At 41.1% G+C, this 22,216-nt stretch carries 20 protein-coding genes; 9 read left to right on the forward strand and 11 right to left on the reverse strand.

Annotated features, from left to right (window positions below):
• From UMU13_RS00395 to argJ, 6 genes are all read left to right on the forward strand, one after another.
• On the forward strand, positions 1 to 1,128 hold the full coding sequence (locus UMU13_RS00395; RefSeq protein ID WP_328216248.1) for an HlyD family secretion protein: 1,128 nt from the start codon (positions 1 to 3) through the stop codon (positions 1,126 to 1,128).
• A gap of 3 nt (positions 1,129 to 1,131) precedes the next feature.
• Positions 1,132 to 2,703: a DHA2 family efflux MFS transporter permease subunit gene (locus UMU13_RS00400; protein ID WP_328216250.1), complete on the forward strand. Its 1,572-nt coding sequence runs from the start codon at positions 1,132 to 1,134 to the stop codon at positions 2,701 to 2,703.
• 43 nt (positions 2,704 to 2,746) lie between these two features.
• The gene (gene hisF, locus UMU13_RS00405; protein WP_328216252.1) at positions 2,747 to 3,505 is read left to right on the forward strand and encodes an imidazole glycerol phosphate synthase subunit HisF; all 759 of its coding nucleotides are present in this window, start codon (positions 2,747 to 2,749) and stop codon (positions 3,503 to 3,505) included.
• A 5-nt stretch (positions 3,506 to 3,510) separates the two neighbouring features.
• Positions 3,511 to 3,798: a phosphoribosyl-ATP diphosphatase gene (gene hisE, locus UMU13_RS00410; protein ID WP_328216254.1), complete on the forward strand. Its 288-nt coding sequence runs from the start codon at positions 3,511 to 3,513 to the stop codon at positions 3,796 to 3,798.
• Positions 3,799 to 4,069: 271 nt separating this feature from the next.
• The gene (gene argC / locus UMU13_RS00415) at positions 4,070 to 5,074 is read left to right on the forward strand and encodes an N-acetyl-gamma-glutamyl-phosphate reductase (protein WP_328216255.1); all 1,005 of its coding nucleotides are present in this window, start codon (positions 4,070 to 4,072) and stop codon (positions 5,072 to 5,074) included.
• Positions 5,075 to 5,083: 9 nt separating this feature from the next.
• Complete coding sequence (argJ, locus tag UMU13_RS00420) at positions 5,084 to 6,292, forward strand: bifunctional glutamate N-acetyltransferase/amino-acid acetyltransferase ArgJ (protein WP_328216257.1); 1,209 nt, start codon at positions 5,084 to 5,086, stop codon at positions 6,290 to 6,292.
• A gap of 6 nt (positions 6,293 to 6,298) precedes the next feature.
• On the opposite strand, the gene UMU13_RS00425 is transcribed toward argJ, so the two are convergent.
• The 11 genes from UMU13_RS00425 to UMU13_RS00475 all read right to left on the reverse strand — a co-directional run bounded on the left by UMU13_RS00425 (position 6,299) and on the right by UMU13_RS00475 (position 16,884).
• Positions 6,299 to 7,228, reverse strand: coding sequence for a peptidoglycan DD-metalloendopeptidase family protein (locus UMU13_RS00425; RefSeq protein WP_328216258.1), 930 nt, complete (start codon positions 7,226 to 7,228; stop codon positions 6,299 to 6,301).
• A gap of 216 nt (positions 7,229 to 7,444) precedes the next feature.
• The gene (locus UMU13_RS00430; RefSeq protein ID WP_328216259.1) at positions 7,445 to 8,215 is read right to left on the reverse strand and encodes a YdcF family protein; all 771 of its coding nucleotides are present in this window, start codon (positions 8,213 to 8,215) and stop codon (positions 7,445 to 7,447) included.
• A 3-nt stretch (positions 8,216 to 8,218) separates the two neighbouring features.
• Complete coding sequence (locus tag UMU13_RS00435; RefSeq protein WP_328216261.1) at positions 8,219 to 9,172, reverse strand: glycosyltransferase family 9 protein; 954 nt, start codon at positions 9,170 to 9,172, stop codon at positions 8,219 to 8,221.
• Positions 9,169 to 10,209 (reverse strand): lipopolysaccharide heptosyltransferase II, encoded by a 1,041-nt coding sequence (waaF, locus tag UMU13_RS00440; protein ID WP_328216263.1) that lies wholly within the window; start codon positions 10,207 to 10,209, stop codon positions 9,169 to 9,171. The genes UMU13_RS00435 and waaF overlap by 4 nt, the downstream gene beginning before the upstream one ends.
• A 14-nt stretch (positions 10,210 to 10,223) precedes the next feature.
• A complete protein-coding gene (locus tag UMU13_RS00445) occupies positions 10,224 to 12,338 on the reverse strand; it encodes a Tex family protein (RefSeq protein ID WP_328216264.1) in 2,115 nt (704 codons plus the stop codon).
• Positions 12,339 to 12,534: 196 nt separating this feature from the next.
• Positions 12,535 to 13,044, reverse strand: a complete 510-nt coding sequence (def, locus tag UMU13_RS00450) for a peptide deformylase (protein WP_328216265.1) — start codon at positions 13,042 to 13,044, stop codon at positions 12,535 to 12,537.
• A 37-nt stretch (positions 13,045 to 13,081) separates the two neighbouring features.
• Positions 13,082 to 13,525 (reverse strand): DUF721 domain-containing protein, encoded by a 444-nt coding sequence (locus tag UMU13_RS00455; protein ID WP_328216267.1) that lies wholly within the window; start codon positions 13,523 to 13,525, stop codon positions 13,082 to 13,084.
• Entirely contained in the window at positions 13,515 to 14,528 is a 1,014-nt protein-coding gene (gene obgE / locus UMU13_RS00460; protein WP_328216268.1) for a GTPase ObgE, read from the reverse strand. The genes UMU13_RS00455 and obgE overlap by 11 nt, the downstream gene beginning before the upstream one ends.
• A 57-nt stretch (positions 14,529 to 14,585) precedes the next feature.
• Positions 14,586 to 14,849, reverse strand: a complete 264-nt coding sequence (gene rpmA / locus UMU13_RS00465; protein ID WP_303700199.1) for a 50S ribosomal protein L27 — start codon at positions 14,847 to 14,849, stop codon at positions 14,586 to 14,588.
• Positions 14,850 to 14,862: 13 nt separating this feature from the next.
• Positions 14,863 to 15,174: a 50S ribosomal protein L21 gene (rplU, locus tag UMU13_RS00470; protein ID WP_328216271.1), complete on the reverse strand. Its 312-nt coding sequence runs from the start codon at positions 15,172 to 15,174 to the stop codon at positions 14,863 to 14,865.
• Positions 15,175 to 15,600: 426 nt separating this feature from the next.
• Positions 15,601 to 16,884 (reverse strand): pyridoxal phosphate-dependent aminotransferase, encoded by a 1,284-nt coding sequence (locus tag UMU13_RS00475; protein ID WP_328216273.1) that lies wholly within the window; start codon positions 16,882 to 16,884, stop codon positions 15,601 to 15,603.
• A 194-nt stretch (positions 16,885 to 17,078) separates the two neighbouring features.
• Here UMU13_RS00475 and UMU13_RS00480 point away from each other — a divergent pair, with 194 nt between their 5' ends.
• From UMU13_RS00480 to UMU13_RS00490, 3 genes are read left to right on the forward strand one after another with little or no spacing between them, the layout of a single operon-like run.
• Entirely contained in the window at positions 17,079 to 18,185 is a 1,107-nt protein-coding gene (locus UMU13_RS00480) for a glutamate synthase (RefSeq protein WP_328216274.1), read from the forward strand.
• On the forward strand, positions 18,173 to 19,816 hold the full coding sequence (locus UMU13_RS00485; RefSeq protein WP_328216275.1) for a glutamate synthase-related protein: 1,644 nt from the start codon (positions 18,173 to 18,175) through the stop codon (positions 19,814 to 19,816). Before UMU13_RS00480 ends, UMU13_RS00485 begins: the two co-directional genes overlap by 13 nt.
• A gap of 12 nt (positions 19,817 to 19,828) precedes the next feature.
• On the forward strand, positions 19,829 to 22,168 hold the full coding sequence (locus UMU13_RS00490; RefSeq protein WP_328216276.1) for an FAD-dependent oxidoreductase: 2,340 nt from the start codon (positions 19,829 to 19,831) through the stop codon (positions 22,166 to 22,168).
• Positions 22,169 to 22,216: the final 48 nt, after the last annotated feature.

A 22,216-nucleotide genomic window follows, 5' to 3' on the forward strand; every position in this document is an offset into this window, starting at 1 on the left:
GTGAACAAAAAAGTCAAAATTGCACTGGGAATACTGATTTTAGGATTAATACTATTTGGTTTTGTGGCCTACAAATGGCTTAAATACAGAGAAATTTATGCAACAACAAACGCCGCTTTCATTCGCAGCGAACAGATATCCCGCATTAATTTTAAACGTGTGGCAGGCAGAATATCAAAAATATACGTTGAAGAGGGGGAAACAGTAAAGAAGGGAGATATTATTGCCGAAATAAACGCTGAAGTTTATCGTTTAAAGAAGAAAGGTCTTATTCATAAAGTAAAGTCTCTTCAAAGCGAGATGTTAAGTTTAGAACACAAAATTTCCAAAATAAAAAATGAGATAAGCATTAACATTGAAAAGTTAAAAAAAGAAGAAAAAGCACTCAGAGAGGAAAAGAAGGCACTGAATGCCAAAATCAATGAAGTTAACGCCCAACTGACCCAGGTTAAAAAGGATTATAAACGGTACAGGAATTTATATCAAAAAGGAGCTGTTTCAGAAAACAGTTTCGAGGACATCGCCACAAAACTGAAAGTATTGAAAAGCAAAAAAGGCTCACTTGAATACAAGCTGAGTTCCCTGGATTACAAAATATCGGCTTTTCAGGAAAGAATGCAGCTTATAAAGGAAAACAAAAAAGTTATAGCTGAACTTAAATCAAAGAAAGAATCGTTGAGAGAAAAGATAAACGGCCTTCAAACGGAGATTGAGGACACCGAAAATCTAATTTCATATACAAAACTAAAAGCTCCGATGCAGGGCGTCATAGGCAAAAAATTTGCAAATGCTGGAACCGTCGTAAACAGTGAGACTCCAATTGTTTCAATAGTCGATACCAGACATATTTATGCAGAGGTGCTGTTGGAAGAGACCAAAATAAACGGGGTGGATAAAGGAGACAAGGTTTATATAACTCCCGATGCCGATTCAGGGCAAAAATATGAAGGCGTGGTCAGGGAGATTTATCCGGCTTCTGCTGCGACGTACGCACTGATACCAAGAGATATTACAGCGGGAGAGTTCACCGAAGTCGCCCAGAGAATACCCATTAAAGTTTCAATTACCGATGGGGATACCGGCCTTTTAAGAATAGGCATGGGTGTGGATGTTGAAATAAAGCGTTAAGCTATGACATTCAATGACGAAACCCCCCTTTACGAACAAATTGATCTGCTTACCCGCATACTGATAACATTCGTGGTCATGACCGGTACTTTTATGGCCATTCTTGACACCACAATAGTAGACGTTGTTATCCCGAAAATGATTGCCCCGTTAAAAACCGATTTGTACGGTGTCCAATGGGTAATCACTTCCTACATGGCAGCTGCAGCCACCGGCCTTTTGCTCATAGAATCCCTGGATAAAGTTCTTGGGTTGAGAGTCATGTTTATCATGGGCATCACCCTTTTCACCCTTTCAAGCGTAGCATGCGGTTTCGCTGAGAACCTTACCCAGATGATCATTGCAAGGAGTGCCCAGGGGGTGGGGGAAGCCTTTGTTGTTGCAACAGCCCAAACTATTCTCTTTTCCATTTATCCGCCCAACAGAAAAGGTATTGCAATGGGCATTTACGGGATGGGTGTCAGTTTTGCACCGGCTCTCGGCCCCACCCTCGGAGGCTGGCTAACTGAACATTTGACATGGCGCTATATATTTTTCGTAAATTTACCGGTGGGGATTATGGTAGTCCTGGTGGGGATACTTATTCTTCCCAAAATTATCAAACAGAAACAAAAACTCCGCTTTAATTTTATCAGCTACACCTTTCTGGGAACCTTTACAATATCGCTGCTGATACTTTTATCAAAGGGGCAGCAGCTTGGATGGTTTCAGTCTGATTTTATAATTATAGCCTTTATCATAGCCGTTGCAGCGCTTTTACTTTACGCAATAGCTGAACTGTTATCAAAACACAAACTTATCGATTTCAAAATATTCAAAGTTCCCCAGTACAGGTATGCCTGCGTTATTTATTTTTTCACACTGGGATTGTCCATCTATCAGCTCTTTTATATGATACCGCTATTTTATGAGAATCTAAAAGGCTATTCCACCCTGAATACCGGCTTACATATGCTGGGATTCGCTGTTTTTATAGGAATGACATCGCCGATAGCGGGAATTTTATCCGATAAATTCGGGGAAAAATATGTATTGGTTGTGAATGCAGCACTCTATATAACAACAAGTATTTTTCTGATGCCCAACCTCAACTACTTTACTCCCTCACTGAGAACGATACTGCTTACCATACCTTTGGGTTTTTCACTGGGAACGTTCTTTGCTCCTATAACAACAATGGCAATGCGCCACCTGAGAGAGTACACAAGTCTGGGGGTCAGCCTTATGCATTATCTGAGATTTATGGGAGGGGCATTCGGCACGGCAATAGCCACCAACACATTACAGTCAAAAACGGCTCTGCACTATGAAGGGATTATATCCATACAGAATTTTGATTATGTAAAAATGTATCTAAACAGCGTTTCGGAAAAATTTTCAGCCTATATGCCTGAACAAATGGCTGAACTCAGATCAGAAGCGCTTCTTGCAAAACTGCAGCAACTAATGGGATTGAATGAAGCTTTCCAGGATGTTTTTCTGCATGCCGGTTTTTTCGGTATCTTCGGTCTTTCATTTCTGATACTTATATTTCTGCACGATAAAAAGATTGAAAAAAATGACAAGACGGTCTAATTTCACGTTAAATTGAACAAATTAACTTTAAACAGGAGCAAAGATGCTGGCAAAACGTATTATACCATGCCTTGATGTGGACAAAGGACGGGTTGTAAAAGGCACAAAGTTTCTCGACCTTGTGGATGCCGGTGACCCCGTACTGGTAGCTGAAGAATACGACAAACAGAGAGCGGATGAGCTCACTTTTCTCGATATAACGGCATCCTCCGATGAAAGGGACACAATCATTGATGTTGTGGAAAAAACAGCCGAACGTGTTTTTATGCCGGTAACCGTAGGGGGCGGCATAAGAACGGTAAAAGATATCCGTAATCTTCTTAACGCCGGTGCAGATAAGGTTTCCATCAACACGGCGGCAGTATTCAATCCGGACTTTGTAAAAGAAGCGGCATACAGATTCGGCTCTCAGTGCATTGTTGTTGCAATAGATGCCAAACAGACGGCAAATGATAAATGGGAAGTATTCACCCACGGCGGCCGGAAAAGTACCGGCATAGATGCTATTCAATGGGCAAAGAAAATGGAAACATTCGGAGCCGGGGAAATCCTTCTCACTAGTATGGATAAGGATGGCACAAAGTCGGGGTATGATATCCCTCTTACATCAAATATAGCAGAATCGGTTAATATACCGGTAATAGCCTCAGGCGGTGTAGGGACACCGGAACATATAATGGAAGGACTTACAGAAGGAAAAGCCGATGCTGCTCTGGCGGCAAGTATTTTCCATTTTAAAGAATACAGCATTGATGAAGTAAAGCGCTTTTTAGCGGAAAACAATGTCCCTGTGAGAATGTAGGAGGAATGATGGATCTGAAAATAATTGAAGAACTTTTAGAAACAGTAAGAGACAGAAAACAGTTCCCAAAAGAGGGCTCATATACAAACAAGCTTTTCAATAAGGGAGAAAACGGACTCGTCAAAAAGCTCGGAGAGGAAAATGCTGAACTCATAAAAGCTTTTTTGGTGGAAAATGATGAGAGAATGGCATCTGAAGCAGCGGATTATCTTTATCATATTATTGTTGCTCTTGAGTACAGAGGGGTGCCTTTCGAAGATGTTTTAAACATTTTGAGGCAAAGGCATGCCTGATGAGAATCGATAAGCTGTTCTCAGACTTGCTTCTGGATGAATGCGGCAAAATCTGCAAATAATAATAGAGAGCTCGTGAGATAGCGAAGTAGCAATTTGTTGATTGGTGTATTTGTGTATTGGTTAAGAGGGTATTGAACTTTGAACGTCTCGCGTCACTCATCACGCTTTACGCTTTTACCGGTTGCTCAGGGAAACAGTATCTTTTCGGTTTGATTTTTAGCCGGAATTATGATTTAATTTTATTTAATCCAAAAAGAGAGGTGTTTTTTTGAACGTTTCAGTAATAGGTTCAACGGGATATACAGGTAATGAGCTTGTAAAAATAATGGCAAAACATCCGTATCTGGAAATTTCATGTCTGACCAGCGACAATTACGCCGGTCAGAAATACAGCGATATCTATCCTCCGCTGAAGAATATAGTGGGAACAGAAATAATCTCAAACGACTGGGACTATGTTAGTGACAAGTCTGACATTGTCTTTTTATGTTTGCCGCATGCCGCTTCACAAAAAGCAGCCGCTTTTTTCCACAGTAAAGGCAAACTGGTAGTTGATTTAAGTGCCGATTTCAGGATAAAATCAAAAGAAATCTATGAGAAAACCTACAATGTAATACACAATTATCCGGATCTGCTGGCAGAAGCAGCGTACGGACTTCCCGAAATCTACGGAAACGAAATTAAGCAGAGCAGGCTTATTGCAAATCCCGGATGCTATCCGACATCGGTTTTACTTGCCGTCTATCCGCTGGTCAAAAACAAATTTGTGGATGAGAAATACATCATAGCCGACTGTAAATCTGGTGTCAGCGGTGCAGGAAAGAAATTAACAGAAAAAACGCAGTTTTGCGAGGTCAGCGATGATTTCAAACCTTACGGTATTTTTTCGCACAGGCACGGCCCGGAAATCAATGCCTGGCTTAGCGAAATATCTGCCGATATCCGGGTAATTTTTACACCGCACCTGCTTCCGATGATTAGAGGGATAGAATCAACGATATACTGCAAAAGTGATAAAAATGAGGATGAAATCAGACAGTATTTAAAGGAATTTTACAGAGATTCCTTTTTTGTACGGATCATGGAAAAAGGTGTGACACCCAGAATAGCCAATGTCAGTGGAACAAATTTTGCCGACATCGGCGTTTTTAAAGAGGAAGATGACCTGATTATCGTAAGCTGCATTGACAACCTTTTAAAAGGTGCCAGTGGTCAGGCTGTACAGAATGTTAATATCGCCATGGACTTCGACGAGGAAACAGGGCTTATATAGGGGATTTAAATGAACATTATAAAAAATGCCGGGGTTTGTGCTCCTTTGGGATTTTCATCCGCTGCAACTGCTGCAGATATTAAAGGAAACGGCAGCGATAAGCTGGATTATGGCGTACTCGTTTCAATGGTTCCGTGTGAAGTTGCTGCTGTTTTTACAAAAAACAATGTTAAGGCAGCTCCTCTTATTTTTGCAAAAGAACGGCTGACATCCGAAAACAAAATTTTCGGCATTCTTGTTAACAGCGGAAATGCAAATGCCTGCACAGGCAAAGAAGGTCTGGAGAACTGTCGAATCTTAGCTGAAGAGGGCGAGAAAGTTCTAAAACTTGACAGTAATTCACTTCTCATTTCCTCAACGGGTGTTATAGGGGAACAGCTTCCGGTGAACAAAATGAAGAAACACCTCAGAGACTTTCCGGAGCTGCTAACAGGCTATGATGAAGAGTTTGCCGAATGTATTTTAACAACGGATACAAGAACAAAACGGCTGGCTGTACTTGTGGAAACGGAAAACGGTGCTTATGTGATCGGGGGCGTTGCAAAAGGATCCGGAATGATTGCTCCTGATATGGCAACAATGCTCTCTTTTATTACAACTGATGCAATGATTTCAGAAGAAAATCTCAAAAGCTGCCTGAACAGTGCGGTGGATGAATCGTTCAATTCCATAACTGTTGACGGGGACATGAGCACAAATGATTCCGTTTTTATTTTTGCCAGCGGATTAAGCGGCATCAATATTAACACGGAAAAACACCTGCGGGAATTTCAAGAATCGCTGAATTACCTTTGCAGAGAACTGGCTAAGGAGATTGTGAAAGATGGTGAGGGAGCCACCAAGTTCGTAACAATCAGAGTCAAAAATGCCGTTTCGAAAGATGAAGCAAAACGGTGCGGCATGAAAATTGCCAATTCACCCCTTGTAAAGACGATGTTTTTCGGTGAAGACCCAAACTGGGGGCGGCTTATGGCATGCACAGGAGCAAGTCTTGTAACCATGCATGAGGATAAGGTGGATATCTACTTTAACAATCTGAAATATGTTGAAAACGGTATACTTATTGATAAACAGCTTGAAAAAGAAGCAGCCGAAATAATGTCTGAAGAATCTTTCACAATCACTGTTGATCTGAACACCGGTAATGCGGAAGCTGAGGTTTATACATCGGATTTAAGCTACGACTATGTTAAAATCAACGCAGATTACAGAACGTAAATTATACTATTGGTTGCTAACCAACTTAAAATCACTTATAAATTCTAAAGGGTTAACGGGAATTCCATTTATCAGAACTTCGTAATGGCAGTGAGGCCCTGTACTTCTGCCGGTACTTCCGACTTTCGAGATAACCTCCCCTTTTTCGACCCTGTCACCTACATTAACCAAAATTTTGCTGTTGTGCCCGTAACGGGTTACATATCCGAACCCGTGATCAATTGTTACAAGTTTCCCATAGCCTGGTTTGTACCCTGCGTGTATAACAATACCGTTTGCAGTTGCTTTAACCGGGCTGCCGTAATTTGCAGCTATATCCAATCCCTCATGGAAAGTTCTTCTGCCCGTAAAGGGTGAAATACGGTATCCGAACTCGCTGGAGTACCAGCCATCAACGGGTTTTATGGAAGGAGTGGCCATCATTGTCAGCTTCTGCTCTTCCAGAAAATTAACCAGTTCGGCCAAACTCTTTTCCCTTTTTTCCAGCTGGGTGTCCAGAGCCATGAGTGTTTCATTCAAGTCTTCAAAAAACTGCTTCTCTTTTCTCTCGGCCACTGCAGAAAAATCCCTGAGTAAATCCACTTCTCTGCCGCCAACAGCCAAATCAACCTTTTTTGTTTTCAGGGATTTGGAGGCCATAGTTCTGACCTGATTTTCCAGTTTATCAATGGAAACTATCTTGCTCTGAATTTCATCCACTTCATCAGCATATTCTGCTATTTTAAGCTTCAACAACTCGTTTTCCTTTTTATAGCTGAGCATAAGCTGCCTTTCAGAGTATAAATCAAAAAGCAGATAAAAAGAAACAGAAGATATCACAACAAATAAAACGGCCGCTATTGAGATGGCTTTTATAACAGAAAGATCTATCTTTTTTGTTTTTACTTTCCCCAGATTATCATCATCGAAAATCATTAACGTAAGTTTTCGCTTCATGGAAACCTCCGCTAACATTAAAAACAAAAAATCTCAATTTGTCAATAAATTCATAGCTGGCGCCCTCCCATTTCGCTTAAAAAGCTATGGTGGTGGGGAGATGGTGAGATCGGGAAGTGGGAAAATAGTCATTTGTTTAGTGGTCTATTAGTATACTGGTTATTGGTTAATTTGTGTATTGGTTGAGTGGGTATTTAACATTGAACACGCCACGCATCACGGCTTTATAATATTGTAATACAGAAGCCCTGCATATTCATGAAGAGCATTCCATGAATCTTTTAGATAGGACATATGGGGCATGAAGCTGTACCAGAGGTATCCGCTTCTGTCGGTTTTGTAATCGGTGGGTGCTGCAGTAACATGAACGCCTGCACTTCTGAAACTTAAAACACTTCTCGGCATATGGTAGGCAGAAGTGACAAGAAGGGCATGATCCCACGTGTATTTCTCCATAATTTTTGCAGTAAATTCAGCATTCTGCATTGTATTCCTACTTTCATTCTCAGTATAAATCTTTTCTTTGTCAGCTCCCAGCATCACCAAAACAGATTTTATCACTTCAGCTGAAGAAGCAGTATTTGAAGACCGGAAAACCTTCCCGCCGGCAGCTATAACGGGCAGATTCAGCTCTCTTTGTAAATAAAACGCATACACAGTTCTTTTTAAGGAATCAGGTGATAAAGACGGTTCCATACCTTTTGCCGGAGATCTATCGTACATCCCTCCGCCGAGCACCACTATCACATCCTCATCCTGTGCCTCTGATATTTCAAAAGGGGGAAATTTATTTTCCAGCGGTAAAAGTAAAATATCTTTTACCGGTTCAACAGAAAGCAGATAAATTAAAAGCGATGTAAACAAAAGGATGACAGCAGCTGTTTTACGCAGTCCGGTGAAAATAAACAGTACCGCTTTAAGGATTATGGCTGAAAAAATACCGGGCGGGAGAATAAAATAGGTAAAAAGTTTGGATATTAAAAACATCACCTATCCTTTGTATAAATCAAATTTTTCCAATACCATACCCACAGATATCTCTTTCATGCATCGGAAGTTTTTCTCAGGACATCTATCACTGCCGTGCACATGGCAGGGACGGCAGTACAAGCCGTCAATTTCCAGTACACTGCAGTTGTTAAATACCGGGTAAAATCCAAATTCTTTTGTTGTGGGGCCGAAAATGGCAATCACGGGAGTTTCAGCTGCAATTCCCACATGCATAGGGCCGGAATCAGTGGTAATTAGGCAGCGGCTTTGCTTTATTATATCAAACATCTCCTGCAAATCCGTCTTACCTGAAAAATTATTAACATTTGCATGATTGTACTCAAAAAAAGTATCACCAATAATGTTGACTTTTTCCCCTCGCTTAACCAGCTCATCTATCAATTCAGTGAAAAACGGCCATTCTTTTGTTTTTTTGCTTGCAAACGGATGAACAGTTACAGTACCAGACAGATTTTCATACAAATTATTCGGATAAATTACCGGTCTTAAATCTTCATCAGAGGGTGTATCCATATCGAAAACTTTTTGGAAAGTTTTAAAATAACGCTGGATAACATGCTCCTGAAGACTCCCGGCAAATTTACCATATTTAACAAACAAACGCCTTTTCAAAGAATCCTTTTTATATTTATGATAACCTGCTGAAGTAAAAAATTTTAGAATAATGCTCGAAAGCTTGGAATGCAGGTCAAAAATATGATCGTAATCATTAATATTTTTCTGTATAAAATTTAAGTACTTTCTGAATCCGCTCTTTTTATCAATTTGGAGCACATTATTTATATAAGGGTTTTTAAAAAATACTCCGGAAAAATGTGTGTAGGTTAAAACATCCACCGTCAAATCAGGGTAAGCGGTTTTCAGGTATTTTATAACACCTGTTGTCAGTATAACGTCCCCCAGCGAACTGAATCTGACAACCAGTATCTTCATTTTAGTAATTCCTCCGCAACAGCCATAACATTCTCCGGTTTTATATCTCTCATACACCTGAAGTGCTTTTCAGGACATCTTCTGCCCCCGTGTAATGCGCAGGGTCTGCAGTATAAGTCTTTAATCTCGACAACTTCACTTGGACCGCTGCCGTACGGAAAGAAACCCAGACTTTGGATAGTCGGCCCGAATAATGCAACCAAAGGTATTTCAAGTGCAGCTGCTATATGCATAGGTGCACTGTCGTTGCTTATCAAAAGGTCGAGATTGCCTATTATAGAAGCAAGTTCCGTTAAAGAAGTTTTACCTGCAAAGTCCAGAAAAGGCACGCAGCATTCTTCTTTCAGTTCCTCAATTACCCAGTATTCTTTGGGGCTCGAAACCACCAGCGAGTACACACCCTTAAAATACATTTTTTCAATAATAGTGGCATAATTCTCAACAGGCCACCTCTTGGTCTCCCAGACACTTGCCGGGGCAATTCCTATTATTCTTCTATTGTCTTTTTTCAAAGTATTAAGAAAGGTGCTTACCTTTTGCTTATACTCCATCTCTTCACAAACCACGGGATTGTTTCCTAATTTCTTTGCTTTTTCCAGTGTAAATTCATCCCATATATTACTAAGTAACGACAGATTCCGCTCCACTTCGTGCAATTTCATATTTCTGTCTGATTTTTTATCAAGAAGGAAACTTAAGCTTGACTGCTTAAAGCCTATTATATTTTCACATCCGGAAAGTTTGAGAGTGAGCAAAGAGCGGAACGATTTGTGAGCAGTCACAATCATATCAAAATTGTATCTTCTCAGTTCACGTGCATACTTCCAGAGTCCTGTCAAACCTTTATAATCACCTCTTTTATCAAAGGTTATTACCTCTTGAACATTTTCAAGGCACTTGAAAAGACCTGCAGACTCCGGACGGACACAGAAATATATCTTTGCTCCGGGGTAAATTTTGCTCAGAGCATTTACAAGTGGTGTAGTAAGTATGCTGTCGCCTATGAAAGAGGGATTAAAAACGAGAATTTTATGCAACCGCAACTCCGTAATTAAAGCAGAGAAAGGCTGATTCTGCCCCTTTGCTTATCAACATCTACAACTTTTGCACTAACGGTCTGCCCTACAGAAACAACCTCCGAAGGATGCTTTATAAATCTTTCAGCCATTTCCGAAATGTGGACAAGACCGTCATTTTTGAGCCCGATATCCACAAAAGCACCGAAATCAACGACATTGGAAATTTTACCGGTCAACTGCATGCCCGGCTTCAGGTCTTCTATCTTTAGAATTCCCTTTTTAAATACAAGGGGGTCAACATTATCCCTTATATCCAGATCAGGTTTTTGCAGATTTTCAATGATATCCTGAAACGTCAGCTCCCCCACATCAAATTTATTTTTTATTTCACTGATATTCTTGTTTTTCAAAGCAAGGGAAAGCATATTGGCGTTTTTTACACTTACATTCAGTCGGCTTAAAAGCGAATATACAAAATCGTAACTTTCAGGGTGGATAAACATCTTATCCAGAGGTTCCTCACCGTCATATATCTTCAGAAAACCTGCACACTGTCTGAAAATGTCCTCCCCAATACCTGCAACCTTTAACAGATCTTTACGGGATGAAAACTTGTTCTTCTCCTGCCTCATCTTGTATATTTTATCCGCAATATTTCGGTTCAAACCGGCAACATATTTCAAAAGGGAAGGGCTGGCTGTATTTAAATCAACCCCAACATTGTTAACCACGTCCTCAACCACCTCATCAAGGGTTTTCTGCAGCAGCTTCTGGTTTACATCGTGCTGATACATCCCAACCCCTATAGATTTGGGATCAATTTTTACAAATTCTGCCAAAGGGTCCAGAACCCTTCTGGCAATGGAAACAGCACCTCTTATGGTAACATCAAGACCCGGAAATTCCATTGCCGCTTCGCTGCTTGCAGAATATACACTGGCACCAGCTTCACTGATTATCGTATAGGTAATGTCAAGGTTTTCTTCCTGGATAACCTTGTCCACAAATTCTTCCGTCTGCCTGCTGCCCGTGCCGTTTCCGATTGTTACAATATTTACATTGTGCTTCTTTATTACTTCAAGCAGTGTGTTTTTGCTGTTAACATAGTCACTTTGCGGTTCAGTAGGATAAATAACACCGTAATCAAGCAGTACTCCCCTTTCATCCACAGCGGCAAATTTACAGCCTGTCCTGAAAGCCGGGTCTATCCCCAAAATCCGTCTCTTCTTTACAGGCGGTGTTAAAAGAAGATTTTTCAGATTCTCGGCAAAAACCTTTATCGCCTGTTTTTCAGCTTTCTCTTTCAGCTCATTTCTAATTTCAAGTTCTATTGAGGGTTCAAGCATACGCTTCATGGCACTGCGGATTGACTTAATCACAAAAGTGTTCAGTTCAACACCGTTTTTCAGCAGAATACTGGCAATACTGTTGTATAACGCTTCTTCATCAGCGGAAATCTTAACTTTCAGTTCCTTTTGTGACTCCCCTCTGAATATTGCCAGAATTCTGTGCTCCGGCAAATCTTTTATAAATGACTTAAAATCATAATAATCCTCATAATGCCCTGTTTTTTTCTCTTTTAGAGAAGAGGTAAGAACACCTTCGAGACTGTAAATTTCCCTAAGACGATTTTTTACTTCAAGGTCATGCCCCACTTCTTCGGAAATAATGTCGCACGCCATCTTCAGCGCTTCATTTGCAGAACCTATGTCGTTCTTTTCTGAATACTTTTCGCCCTCAGCATATATGGCATTGTCATCATCAGAATATTTAACAAATTCTGCCAGCGGCTGAAGACCTTGGTCCCTGGCAATGTCAGCCTTGGTTTTTCTTTTGGATTTATAAGGGGCATACAAGTCATCCACTTCTTTCAGTGTGGCCGCTTTTATTATGGAATCTTTCAGCTTATCCGTGAGTTTTCCTTTTTCCTCAATCCTTTTCAACACTTCATCTTTTCTGGCTTTCAAATTGAGCAGGTACTGATACTCTTCAATTATTTCCCTGATTTCATTTTCATCCATCCCGCCCGTCTGCTCTTTTCTATACCTTGCAATGAACGGAACGGTATTGCCTTCCTCGTGTAGATTAATCAGATTTTTTATATGATTTTCTTTTTTGGATGAAAATTTTTTAAACAATTCCTGCATAAACCCCGCCTCTTTTATTAATTGCCAAAATTTCCGCAAACGTACTTTGCTGAACATTATATGTATGTTGTTTTACAAAGCATAATTGTATCTTATTAAGTAATTTACGCAATAAATTATTGCATAAAATTTTTCAGGAAGAATGCACAAATAAATTATCTAATGGAAAAATTGAACAATTTTCCCGCAGTCAAAATCAATAATCGCCCTGGGCTATGCGTTTTTTAATGCGTTTTTTTATCATGTCCCTTTTCATAGTGCTAAGCTTATCGATAAAAAGGATTCCGTCCAGATGGTCGACTTCATGCTGAATAACACGTGCTTTCAGCCCCGTTGTCTCTTCTTCATGCTCATCACCGTTTTCATCAATGTATTTATACCTTATCCATTCGGCTCTTTTAACATCAGCATATTCCCCGGGCAGACTGAGACATCCTTCCTCGCCCGTCTGCTCTCCCTCATATTCCATAACTTCAGGGTTGATGAGCTTTTCCAGTTTCGGAGGCTCATCCTCTGCAGTGATATCCATCACCACAAGTCTTTTGTCGATACCAACCTGTGGAGCTGCCAATCCGACACCCGGAGCGTTATACATAGTCTCAGCCATATTGTTCAGCTTTTCCAAAATATCTTCAGAAACCTTTTCAACAGGTTTCGTCTTTCTTCTAAGTGTTTTATCCGGGAACTTTACTATATCTAATATCATTTTTATCTCCGAACTAAAAAATACATATTATTTAGAATTATTCAAGAAAAAAATCTTTTAGTGAGTACCGTTTAAAATAGGATGTCAGAGCCCTCCGATAGGAGTCTCTCAATTCATCATCGTCAATGAAGGAAGCGAACCTATCGATAAAAACCTGTTCTTTTTCTGTAATTTTCCGCTGATACAGCTGCTTTTTCCCCGAAGACACCGGTTTAAATTTATGTATAAATTTTATCTCTTTTACATTTAAATTTTCAGAGTTTAACCTTTCAAGAATATCCTGCTTCAAAAAAGATAGCTCCTGAAGCCAGATATTATCAAAAACGGCTACAGTGAGCGTTCTGCCGTCAAACTTAATCGGCTTGGAAACCTTACTTATCCTCTTTCCAACGCATTTTGAGTAAATACTGTTGATTTTAATCAGTTCAGCAACATTCTCCGGCAGTATTTCCATCATAATACTGCCTATATTATTTATCATTGCGGCTGTCCTCTTTTTCCAAACGCTCCCATAATGTTTTCAGCAATTCATCTATACCTTCACGTGCAACGGATGAAATCTTATACAGCTGTTTATTTAAATCATTATTCACATATCTTTCGAACTCTTCAAGGTTATCTTCATTCTTCGAATCAACCTTTGTGGCGGCAATGATTTCTTCTTTTTCAGACAATTCTCCTGAATACCGTAAGATTTCATCTCTTATTGTTTTATATCTTTCAACCATGGAGTCCTCATCGGAAGCATCCACAAAATGAAGCAGTATTTCGGTTCTCTCTATATGTTTAAGAAATCTGACACCTAAGCCGGCATTTTCATGGGCACCTTCAATCAATCCCGGCATGTCAGCCAGGACAAAAGAACCGCCTGTTATGCTTTTAACAACACCAAGATTAGGCGTAATTGTGGTAAACGGATAGTCAGCTATTTTTGGTTTTGCTGCTGATACGGAAGCTATGAATGTTGATTTTCCTGCATTGGGCAGACCTATAATTCCCACATCGGCAATGAGTTTCAGCTCCAGCAGTAATGTTCTTTCTTCACCTTTTTCTCCGTCTTCGGAAATACGCGGTGCTCTTCTGGTGGAATTGACAAAAGACATATTGCCTCTGCCGCCTTTTCCGCCTCTGGCCGCAACGAGTCTTTGCCCGTCTTCGGTGATATCTCCCAACACTTTACCCGTCTCATAATCTTTAACTATTGTGCCGAGAGGTACGGTTATTTCCATATCTCTGCCTCTGCGGCCGTGCTGATCTTTACCCCGGCCGTGTTCGCCACGCTCTGCAGCATAATTTGTTTTATAATTCAAATCAAGAAGGGTATATTTAGATCTGTTACCGACGATGACAATGTTCCCGCCGCTACCGCCGTTGCCGCCGTCCGGGCCGCCTCTGGGGACATACTTTTCCCGTCTGAAGCTTACACAGCCTCTGCCACCGTCTCCGGCTTTAATTTTAATTTTTGTAGTGTCAAGAAATTTCATGGATACAGAAAGCCCCCTTATGAATTTTTAATTATAGCGAAGGGGGCAGAATTTGATTTATACGGATTTTTCTTCAAGAACGGATATGAATTTGCCTTTTCTTCCCTTATCTTCAAACTTCACATATCCTTCTTGTAAGGCAAAAATGGTATAATCCTTACCCAATCCAACATTTTTACCGGGCTTAAAACGTGTGCCTCTCTGTCTTATAATAATATTCCCGGGAATCACATGTTGACCGCCAAAACGTTTAACGCCCAAGCGTTTACTTTCACTGTCCCTTCCGTTACGGGTACTACCGCCAGCTTTTTTATGAGCCATAGCAGCCTCCTGATTAAACTTTTATTTCTTTAACTTTTAACTTTGTAAAATACTGTCTGTGACCGTAATTCCTTCTGTAATCCTTTTTCGGTTTTCTTTTAAAAACGACCACTTTTTTACCTCTTATCTGATCTACAACCTCTGCCTCAACAGAAGCACTGTCAATATAAGGATTGCCCACATTAAATTTTTTGTCGTCAGATACGGCCAGAATATTTTTCAACTCGACGGTTCCGCCTTTTTCCGCATCTATTTTTTCAACATCAATAATATCACCCGGCTTAACTGTATACTGTTTGCCACCAGTTTTTAGAATTGCAAACATTTCCAACACCTCCGCTGTTCTTAAACACAAATAGACGGCACAAAGCCCTCAACATATTAAGGACAAACTTTATAACAACATGAATTCACAAAGTCAACAAAAACTTGTTAACCTCACAAAAATTATACATTTATATGCCCTACGTGCAGTACGTAAAGAAAATGTAGTTAAAGGTACTTGAAGTATTTAAGGTAGTTGAGGTTTACTCTGTTAAGTCCCGAAGACAATCAGCGAAGCTGATATTTAAGAGGGTTGTTGAGGTGAAACAGCATTTACCAATAACAAATATACCATTCAACAAATTACTATCTCGCCATTTCACCACTTCACTCCCTCACTATCTCACTCTCTCAAATCGGCATAGCTATTAAAAGAAAGGGAGGACTTCAAAAAGCCAATGTTATTTTTATCCCGGCAGTAAAACATTTAATTCGCTACAAACTCACACAACAGATCTACAGCCTTCAAAACCCTTTCGCAATAATACTCATGGAACCTTTCATCAATTTCCTGTTCAAAAGGAATCTGTTCTGCTGCTGCCAGTGCCCTGGAGCCGTCAAAATCAACATAAGCTATTCTTGCAGTAAATTCGTTTTCCGGCCTGCCGAAAGCACTTCCGGGAAGTATTGCCACACCCGTTTCGTTCAAAAGTTTCTCGCAAAATTCTCTGCTGTTAGAAATTCCCCTTTTTCGAAAGCTCTCTTTGTATTTGGAAAAATCAGGGAACATATAAAAGGCGCCGTCAGGCCTGCTGACATCAGCACCTGCAGAATACAGTCTTTGATACACACTATCTGCCAATGATTTGAGGACACGCCTTGATTGACATAAATAACGTTCAATTTTCATCCCGCCTTTAAACGCTCTGACACCTGCATATTGAATAGGGGCGCTTGTCGAAGTAAATGTCTCACTTGCCACAGCAGACATTCCCTCCAGGAGCCATTTAAGATTCTCCGGGAAAATGAATGTTCCGAGACGCCAGCCGCCCGCACCACACCATTTGCTCAAACCGCTGCTTATAATGGTTCCTTCCGGATAATACTTAGCAATCGAAGTGTGGTTGCCATTAAAATTGAGTTCTCCGTAAATTTCATCTGAAAGGATCAAAACTTTATATTTTTCAGCCACCTGAGCAAGACCTTTCAACTCATCTCTATTGTAGGACATGCCCGTGGGATTATTGGGATAATTCAGAATAAGAAGCCTGGGACGCGTAGGATCTTGCCTGCAATGCCTGTCCAGCTCTTCAGGGGTAAGAAGCCATCTGTTTTCCTTTTTAGTGGAAAGCCAGTATACATGTCTGCCTACAATATGAGCCTGAGGAGCATAAGACACCCAGCTGGGGGTGGGAATTATCAAATCCCCGTAATATACCAGCTGAATAATAAACATCAGTTCCTTGGAGCCCGGGCCGACAAGTATATTTTCGGAAGAATACTCCAGATTCTGACTCCTCCTGTAATAGTCAACAACAGCTTCCCTGAGTGAATACAATCCCAAAACGGGCAGATAATCCTTCTGATATGCATTGGTGATAAGTTCATCAACAACTGGCTGCGGGACAGGGAAAGGAGACTGGCCCAGCCCAAGCTTATAAATAGGCCGCCCCTCCCTTTTAAGCTTATTACTCAATTCGTTAATAAACAGTGTTGCAGAAAGCGGCAGACCTCTGACATTCAAATTTAAGTTTACATCCGGGCTGTTCATCTCTCACCTCACAAATGTCGACAATCGACCATTAGCTTTTTTGCAACATAAAGTCAATATAAAGATAATAGCCCACAATGACCATTTGTTCTTAACAAAAAAGGCATATGCCAAGCTATTCATAATGAAATTATACTTGACAAGTTTTATGTATGAGATTATTAGGTAAAAGCAGCTCAAGGAGGTTTTTTATTATGTGCAGAATAGGAGCGATTAAGTCTAAAAATTACATCCAACCGAAAACAGCTCTTCAGTTAATGCGGTCACAGCAAAAAGGTCACGATAATTCTGGTTTTGCTATGGTAATGCAGGATTTGGGAGGAGTATTTGAAAAATACAAAGGGCTTCCCATACTTTCCATGGCCTGTACTGACGACGGAATTAAAATTGCTGAAGATATCCTTCATAAAGAAGGGTTTGCAAGGGTCTTCCAATGGGCACCCCAGGTTTTTCCCAGAGAGGGCCTTAAAATAGAACCTATGCCGAACTATGTTTTTCAGGTTTATCAGCTTCCCAAATTATATAAATATGCCCCTGAAAGCGAAAAAGAAGAACTGCTTGTGGAAATGAGACTTAAAATACGAAAAGCCCTGGATGAACTGGATGAAGGCTTTATCTATTCCTTCTGGCCTGACGTTGTCACGTTAAAAGAAATTGGTGATCCTTCGGATATTGGAGAATATTTTGACTTATGGAGTGAAAACAAAGATTTTTCCGCAAAGATAATCAGTGCCCAGTGCAGACAAAATACCAATTACGACATTGTACGCTACGCTGCACATCCATTTTTTCTTCAGGGTTATACTGCAATGGCAAACGGTGAAAATACCTTTTATGAAAAAAATAAAAACTTCCAAAAAAATCTCTACAAAGGATATCTGGGGTTTGAGTCAGATTCCCAGTGTTTTTTATATACACTCCACTATGTGCACAAAGTTTTAAACTGGCCTTTAATATACTACAAACACACCATTACCCCTTTATCATTTGATGAAATTGATAAAAGAGAAGACAATGCAGTACTTTCAAAAATAAGATCATCACTGGCTAATCTGGAAATCAACGGTCCCAACACAATAATTGGCGTACTGCCTGACGGCAGTGTTTTCAACTGCTGCGACTCCAAAAAGCTGAGACCGGTGGTGGTCGGAAAGAACAAAGATACCGTTATTATTACCTCTGAAGTATCCGGACTCAACGACGTAATGCCTGAGAGGAACTGGGAAGATGACATATATACACATGAGCGGGAAATGATTTATGTAAACAATGACTTAGAGGTGCAAAGATGGCATCAGTAAAAGTAAACGATCTGGCAAAAGACGATCTTAGCTGGCGGATAGATTATGACAGCAGCCGGTGCACGATGTGCGGAAGCTGTGTTTCTTCATGTCCATTCGGTGCAATACATTCAAAAGTCGAAAAAAGAAGAAAAGTCGTAAGCGAAGATATCACGCCCAATCCAAAAATTATATTTCAGACTGTACCTGTAATTTCCCAGACTATTGATGAGTATATGTTCTGCAGAGGGTGCGGTGTATGCGAAAGGGTATGCCCCAATGAAGCCATAAGGCCTGTCAGGAATTCCGATGCCAGATTCGGTATGCGTTACAGAGGGGCTCTTGCTGATCCCTTCAAAAGGGGTGGACGATCCAATCTTGAAACAGACGGCAGAACACTTGACAAAATAAAAGTCGGTCGTATCTCACAAATGACCGACCCATCCCTGGATGCCCAAAGGCATACGTTTGACATACTTTCCCCTTTCGGACGAACACTTCCGGCCGGAGAAATACCATTTAGTATAAGTGAGGACGGCAAGCTGAAATTTTCAGGTGATGCACCTCCTGTAAACTGGATTTATCCGATTATAATAGGAGATATGTCCATAGGAGCTTTGTCGTGGAGAGTATGGGAGGCAATTGCCATAGCCACGGCATACCTGAATGAAGAGTGCTCAATTCCCATCAGGATGTGTTCCGGAGAGGGAGGAGTCCCCCAGAGACTTTTGAAATCAAGATTTCTTAAATATACAATATTACAGATTGCCTCGGGGCATTTCGGCTGGAACAGAATAATCAACGCAATGCCCGAAATGGTGGAAGATCCTGCGGGTGTACTGATAAAAATAGGTCAGGGTGCAAAACCCGGTGACGGCGGGCTGCTTCAGGCTAAAAAAGTAGCCAGGCACATTCAGGAAATCAGAGGGGTTCCGAAAGCAGATCTTTTGAGTCCTCCCAACCATCAGGGGTTGTATTCTATAGAAGAAAGCGTTCAAAAGATGTTCCTTTCACTTAACTCAGCCTTTAAATTCAATGTTCCTGTGGCAATAAAAGTGGCTGCAAGTTCAACCAGCGTCTCGGTATACAACAATTTACTGCGCGACCCGTACAATATAGTTGGAGGATTTTTTCTGGACGGCATCGACGGCGGCACAGCTGCAGCTCATGAAATTTCACTGGATCATACAGGACATCCTGCAATTTCCAAGCTGAGAGACTGTTATCATGCTGCAGTACACCAGGGTAAACAAAATCAGATTCCGTTATGGGCCGCAGGGGGTCTGGGTAAAACGGGCAATCTGGCATCGGATGCTTTCAAAATGATATGTCTGGGTGCCAACGGCGTTTTCAGCGGAAAACTTATCATTCAGCTGGCCGGCTGTTTGGGCAACGATCAGGGCAAATGCAACGCCTGCAATACAGGATTATGCCCTGTCGGCATATGTACTCAGAATCCGCTGTTGGTAAAAAGGCTGGATGTGGATAAGGTTGCAGAGAATATTGTCAATTACTTCCTCTCCGTGGACCAGGAGATGAAAAAGCTGCTCGCCCCCATAGGCAACAGTACCCTGCCGGTGGGCAGATCGGATGCACTTATTTCCACAGATAAAAATGTGGCTGACAGATTAAACATTCAGTATGCATGTTAAAGGTGGATTATTATGAACAATGAAAACAAACTCATTTTAAACGGTATAGAAAAAGACAAAAGAATTTCCACACAGGAACTGCTTAAACAATTGTATGAAAAACTGGAAAGCGGCTGCTGTAACTATGAGATAAACGCCCTGGGCCAGCACAATATCGGCGGCCCCCTTTGGAACAGGGAAGGTAAAAAACTGATTTTCAATGTTAAAAATCCCGGTCAGAGAGTGGGCTCCATGGGCATGCAGGGGACTTCCATAACCGTTGAAGGTTCTGCCCCTGCGGATGTTGGCTGGCTTAATGCCGGTGCAGAGATAATCGTAAAAGGTGACGGTGGGGACACAACAGCCCATTGTGCTGCCACAGGTAATATTTATATCGGAGGGCGAACCGGGACACGCTCGGGAGCACTTATGAAGTATGACCCGAAATTTCCGGCTCCCCAGTTCTGGGTATTAAAAAATACAGGTTCTTTCAGTTTTGAATTTATGAGCGGCGGAATCGCTGTAATCTGCGGATCAGGGTGTGAAAATGCTGAATCTGTCCTTGGCTACAGAAGCTGCGTAGGAATGGTTGGCGGCACAATTTATGTAAGGGGGAAAGTTGAAGACATTTCAGAAGATGTCTGGCTTATGGACCTGGATGAAAAGGATAAAGAATTTTTGGAAGAAGGAATACCTGTATTCCTGTCAAAAATTGACAGAAAGGACAAAGAAAAGGAGCTGCTTAATTTTTCACAATGGAGAAAAATTGTAGCCAAAACATATGAGGAAAGGATAACAAAACGCTATGTACCCATAGCAGACTTCAGAAATTCCGTATGGGTAAAAGATGGTATTTTCGGCGACATGATTGAGGAAGACTTTGAGGTGGCAGATTTTGTAGAAAAGGGTGATCTGCGTCTGAAAAAACCTAATTGGAACAGCGGAGCCTACAGCTCACCATGTGAATACAACTGCCCTGTATTCATCCCCACTCAAAAAAGGGTTGCCCTTCTGAGGCAGTCAAAATTTGAGGAAGCATTAAAATTAGTGATGGATTACAGTCCGTTTCCGGCATCAGTATGCGGACAGGTTTGCCCCAACCTCTGCATGGATGAATGTAACAGAAAGTACATTGATGTGCCGCTGAAAATTGATGACCTTGGTATGTTAAGCAGGGACATACTCCCGGAAACCGTGCGTGAAGAGAGAAAAGAAAAAATTGCGGTCATTGGCAGCGGTGCCGCCGGTCTGGCTTCCGCTTACCATTTAAGAAGACTAGGCTATCAAGTGGAAATTTTCGAAAAAGATACTGTGATAGGGGGAAAACTGAAACAGGTGATCCCTGAAGAGCGTCTTGACAGGAATATTCTGGAGAATGAAATAAACAAAATCATTGATATGGGGATAAAAGCGCATACAGAATATTCTGTGGATGAGAACGCATTTGAAAAACTTACCGGCGATTTTAATGCTGTAGTTGTTGCCGTGGGGGCACATGAGCCGATTTTACTTCCTGTAAAGGGAAGCGGGCTAATGATTAAAGGACTTGATTTTCTAAAAAAAATCAACAGAGGCGAAAGTGTTAATATCGGTAAAAAGGTTGTGGTAATTGGAGCAGGCAACGCAGGAATGGATGTGGTGATGGGAGCTTATAAAATGGGTGCGGAAAAAGTCACTGCAATCGATATCCAAAAACCTGCGGCTTTTGACGAAGAAATTGAGCATGCGAAATCACTCGGTGCTGAAATACGCTGGCCGGCCTTTACCCAGGAAGTGGCTGAAGAGGGAGTGTATCTTAAAAACGGTGAATTCATAGAGGCTGACAGTGTCATTGTGTCTATAGGCGATAGGCCCAATCTGTCCTTTCTGCCGGACAGATACAAAGATGAGAAAGGTAAACTTTTAATTAACGATTATCACCAGCTTAAAGGAAAGGAAAACGTATTTATCGCTGGTGATGTCATCAAATTAGGTCTTTTTACAAATGCATTGGGAGACGGCAGGAAAACGGCCATCAATATCGATAATCTGCTCAACGGCAAACCTTTGGACAGATTCGAAAACGCCCCGATGATTCCTCAGGATAAGGTAAAAAATGAATTTTACCATCCGATGAACCAGCAGGCTGTTGAGGACAGAGAAGCAGAGTCAGAGGTGGACAGGTGCCTGAGCTGCGGTTACTGCAGGGATTGCAGCTTCTGTATGGAAATATGCCCCGAACAGGCTATAAGCAGAATCGAATCGGACAATGATTTTGGCTTTGAATATATCAGTGATTCTGAAAAATGTATCGGCTGCGGGATATGTGCTGGTGTCTGCCCCTGCGGGATATGGGAAATGACCGATAATCTTGAAAAATATATAGAAAGCTAAATAGTTGAATAGGGATGGGTTTTAGGTTTAGGGTGATGGTTAGAGTTT

This window comes from Flexistipes sp., from assembly GCF_036172515.1.
Classification (GTDB): domain Bacteria; phylum Chrysiogenota; class Deferribacteres; order Deferribacterales; family Flexistipitaceae; genus Flexistipes.

What these genes read in the sequence shown, in the direction of transcription:
- UMU13_RS00400 (WP_328216250.1), top strand. Translation starts at nt 1,132, where the DNA reads ATGACATTCAATGACGAAACCCCCCTTTACGAACAAATTGATCTGCTT.
- hisF (WP_328216252.1), top strand. Translation starts at nt 2,747, where the DNA reads ATGCTGGCAAAACGTATTATACCATGCCTTGATGTGGACAAAGGACGG.
- hisE (WP_328216254.1), top strand. Translation starts at nt 3,511, where the DNA reads ATGATGGATCTGAAAATAATTGAAGAACTTTTAGAAACAGTAAGAGAC.
- argJ (WP_328216257.1), top strand. Translation starts at nt 5,084, where the DNA reads ATGAACATTATAAAAAATGCCGGGGTTTGTGCTCCTTTGGGATTTTCA.
- UMU13_RS00425 (WP_328216258.1), bottom strand. Translation starts at nt 7,228, where the DNA reads ATGAAGCGAAAACTTACGTTAATGATTTTCGATGATGATAATCTGGGG.
- UMU13_RS00430 (WP_328216259.1), bottom strand. Translation starts at nt 8,215, where the DNA reads ATGTTTTTAATATCCAAACTTTTTACCTATTTTATTCTCCCGCCCGGT.
- UMU13_RS00435 (WP_328216261.1), bottom strand. Translation starts at nt 9,172, where the DNA reads ATGAAGATACTGGTTGTCAGATTCAGTTCGCTGGGGGACGTTATACTG.
- UMU13_RS00445 (WP_328216264.1), bottom strand. Translation starts at nt 12,338, where the DNA reads ATGCAGGAATTGTTTAAAAAATTTTCATCCAAAAAAGAAAATCATATA.
- def (WP_328216265.1), bottom strand. Translation starts at nt 13,044, where the DNA reads ATGATATTAGATATAGTAAAGTTCCCGGATAAAACACTTAGAAGAAAG.
- UMU13_RS00455 (WP_328216267.1), bottom strand. Translation starts at nt 13,525, where the DNA reads ATGATAAATAATATAGGCAGTATTATGATGGAAATACTGCCGGAGAAT.
- obgE (WP_328216268.1), bottom strand. Translation starts at nt 14,528, where the DNA reads ATGAAATTTCTTGACACTACAAAAATTAAAATTAAAGCCGGAGACGGT.
- rpmA (WP_303700199.1), bottom strand. Translation starts at nt 14,849, where the DNA reads ATGGCTCATAAAAAAGCTGGCGGTAGTACCCGTAACGGAAGGGACAGT.
- rplU (WP_328216271.1), bottom strand. Translation starts at nt 15,174, where the DNA reads ATGTTTGCAATTCTAAAAACTGGTGGCAAACAGTATACAGTTAAGCCG.
- UMU13_RS00475 (WP_328216273.1), bottom strand. Translation starts at nt 16,884, where the DNA reads ATGAACAGCCCGGATGTAAACTTAAATTTGAATGTCAGAGGTCTGCCG.
- UMU13_RS00480 (WP_328216274.1), top strand. Translation starts at nt 17,079, where the DNA reads ATGTGCAGAATAGGAGCGATTAAGTCTAAAAATTACATCCAACCGAAA.
- UMU13_RS00485 (WP_328216275.1), top strand. Translation starts at nt 18,173, where the DNA reads ATGGCATCAGTAAAAGTAAACGATCTGGCAAAAGACGATCTTAGCTGG.
- UMU13_RS00490 (WP_328216276.1), top strand. Translation starts at nt 19,829, where the DNA reads ATGAACAATGAAAACAAACTCATTTTAAACGGTATAGAAAAAGACAAA.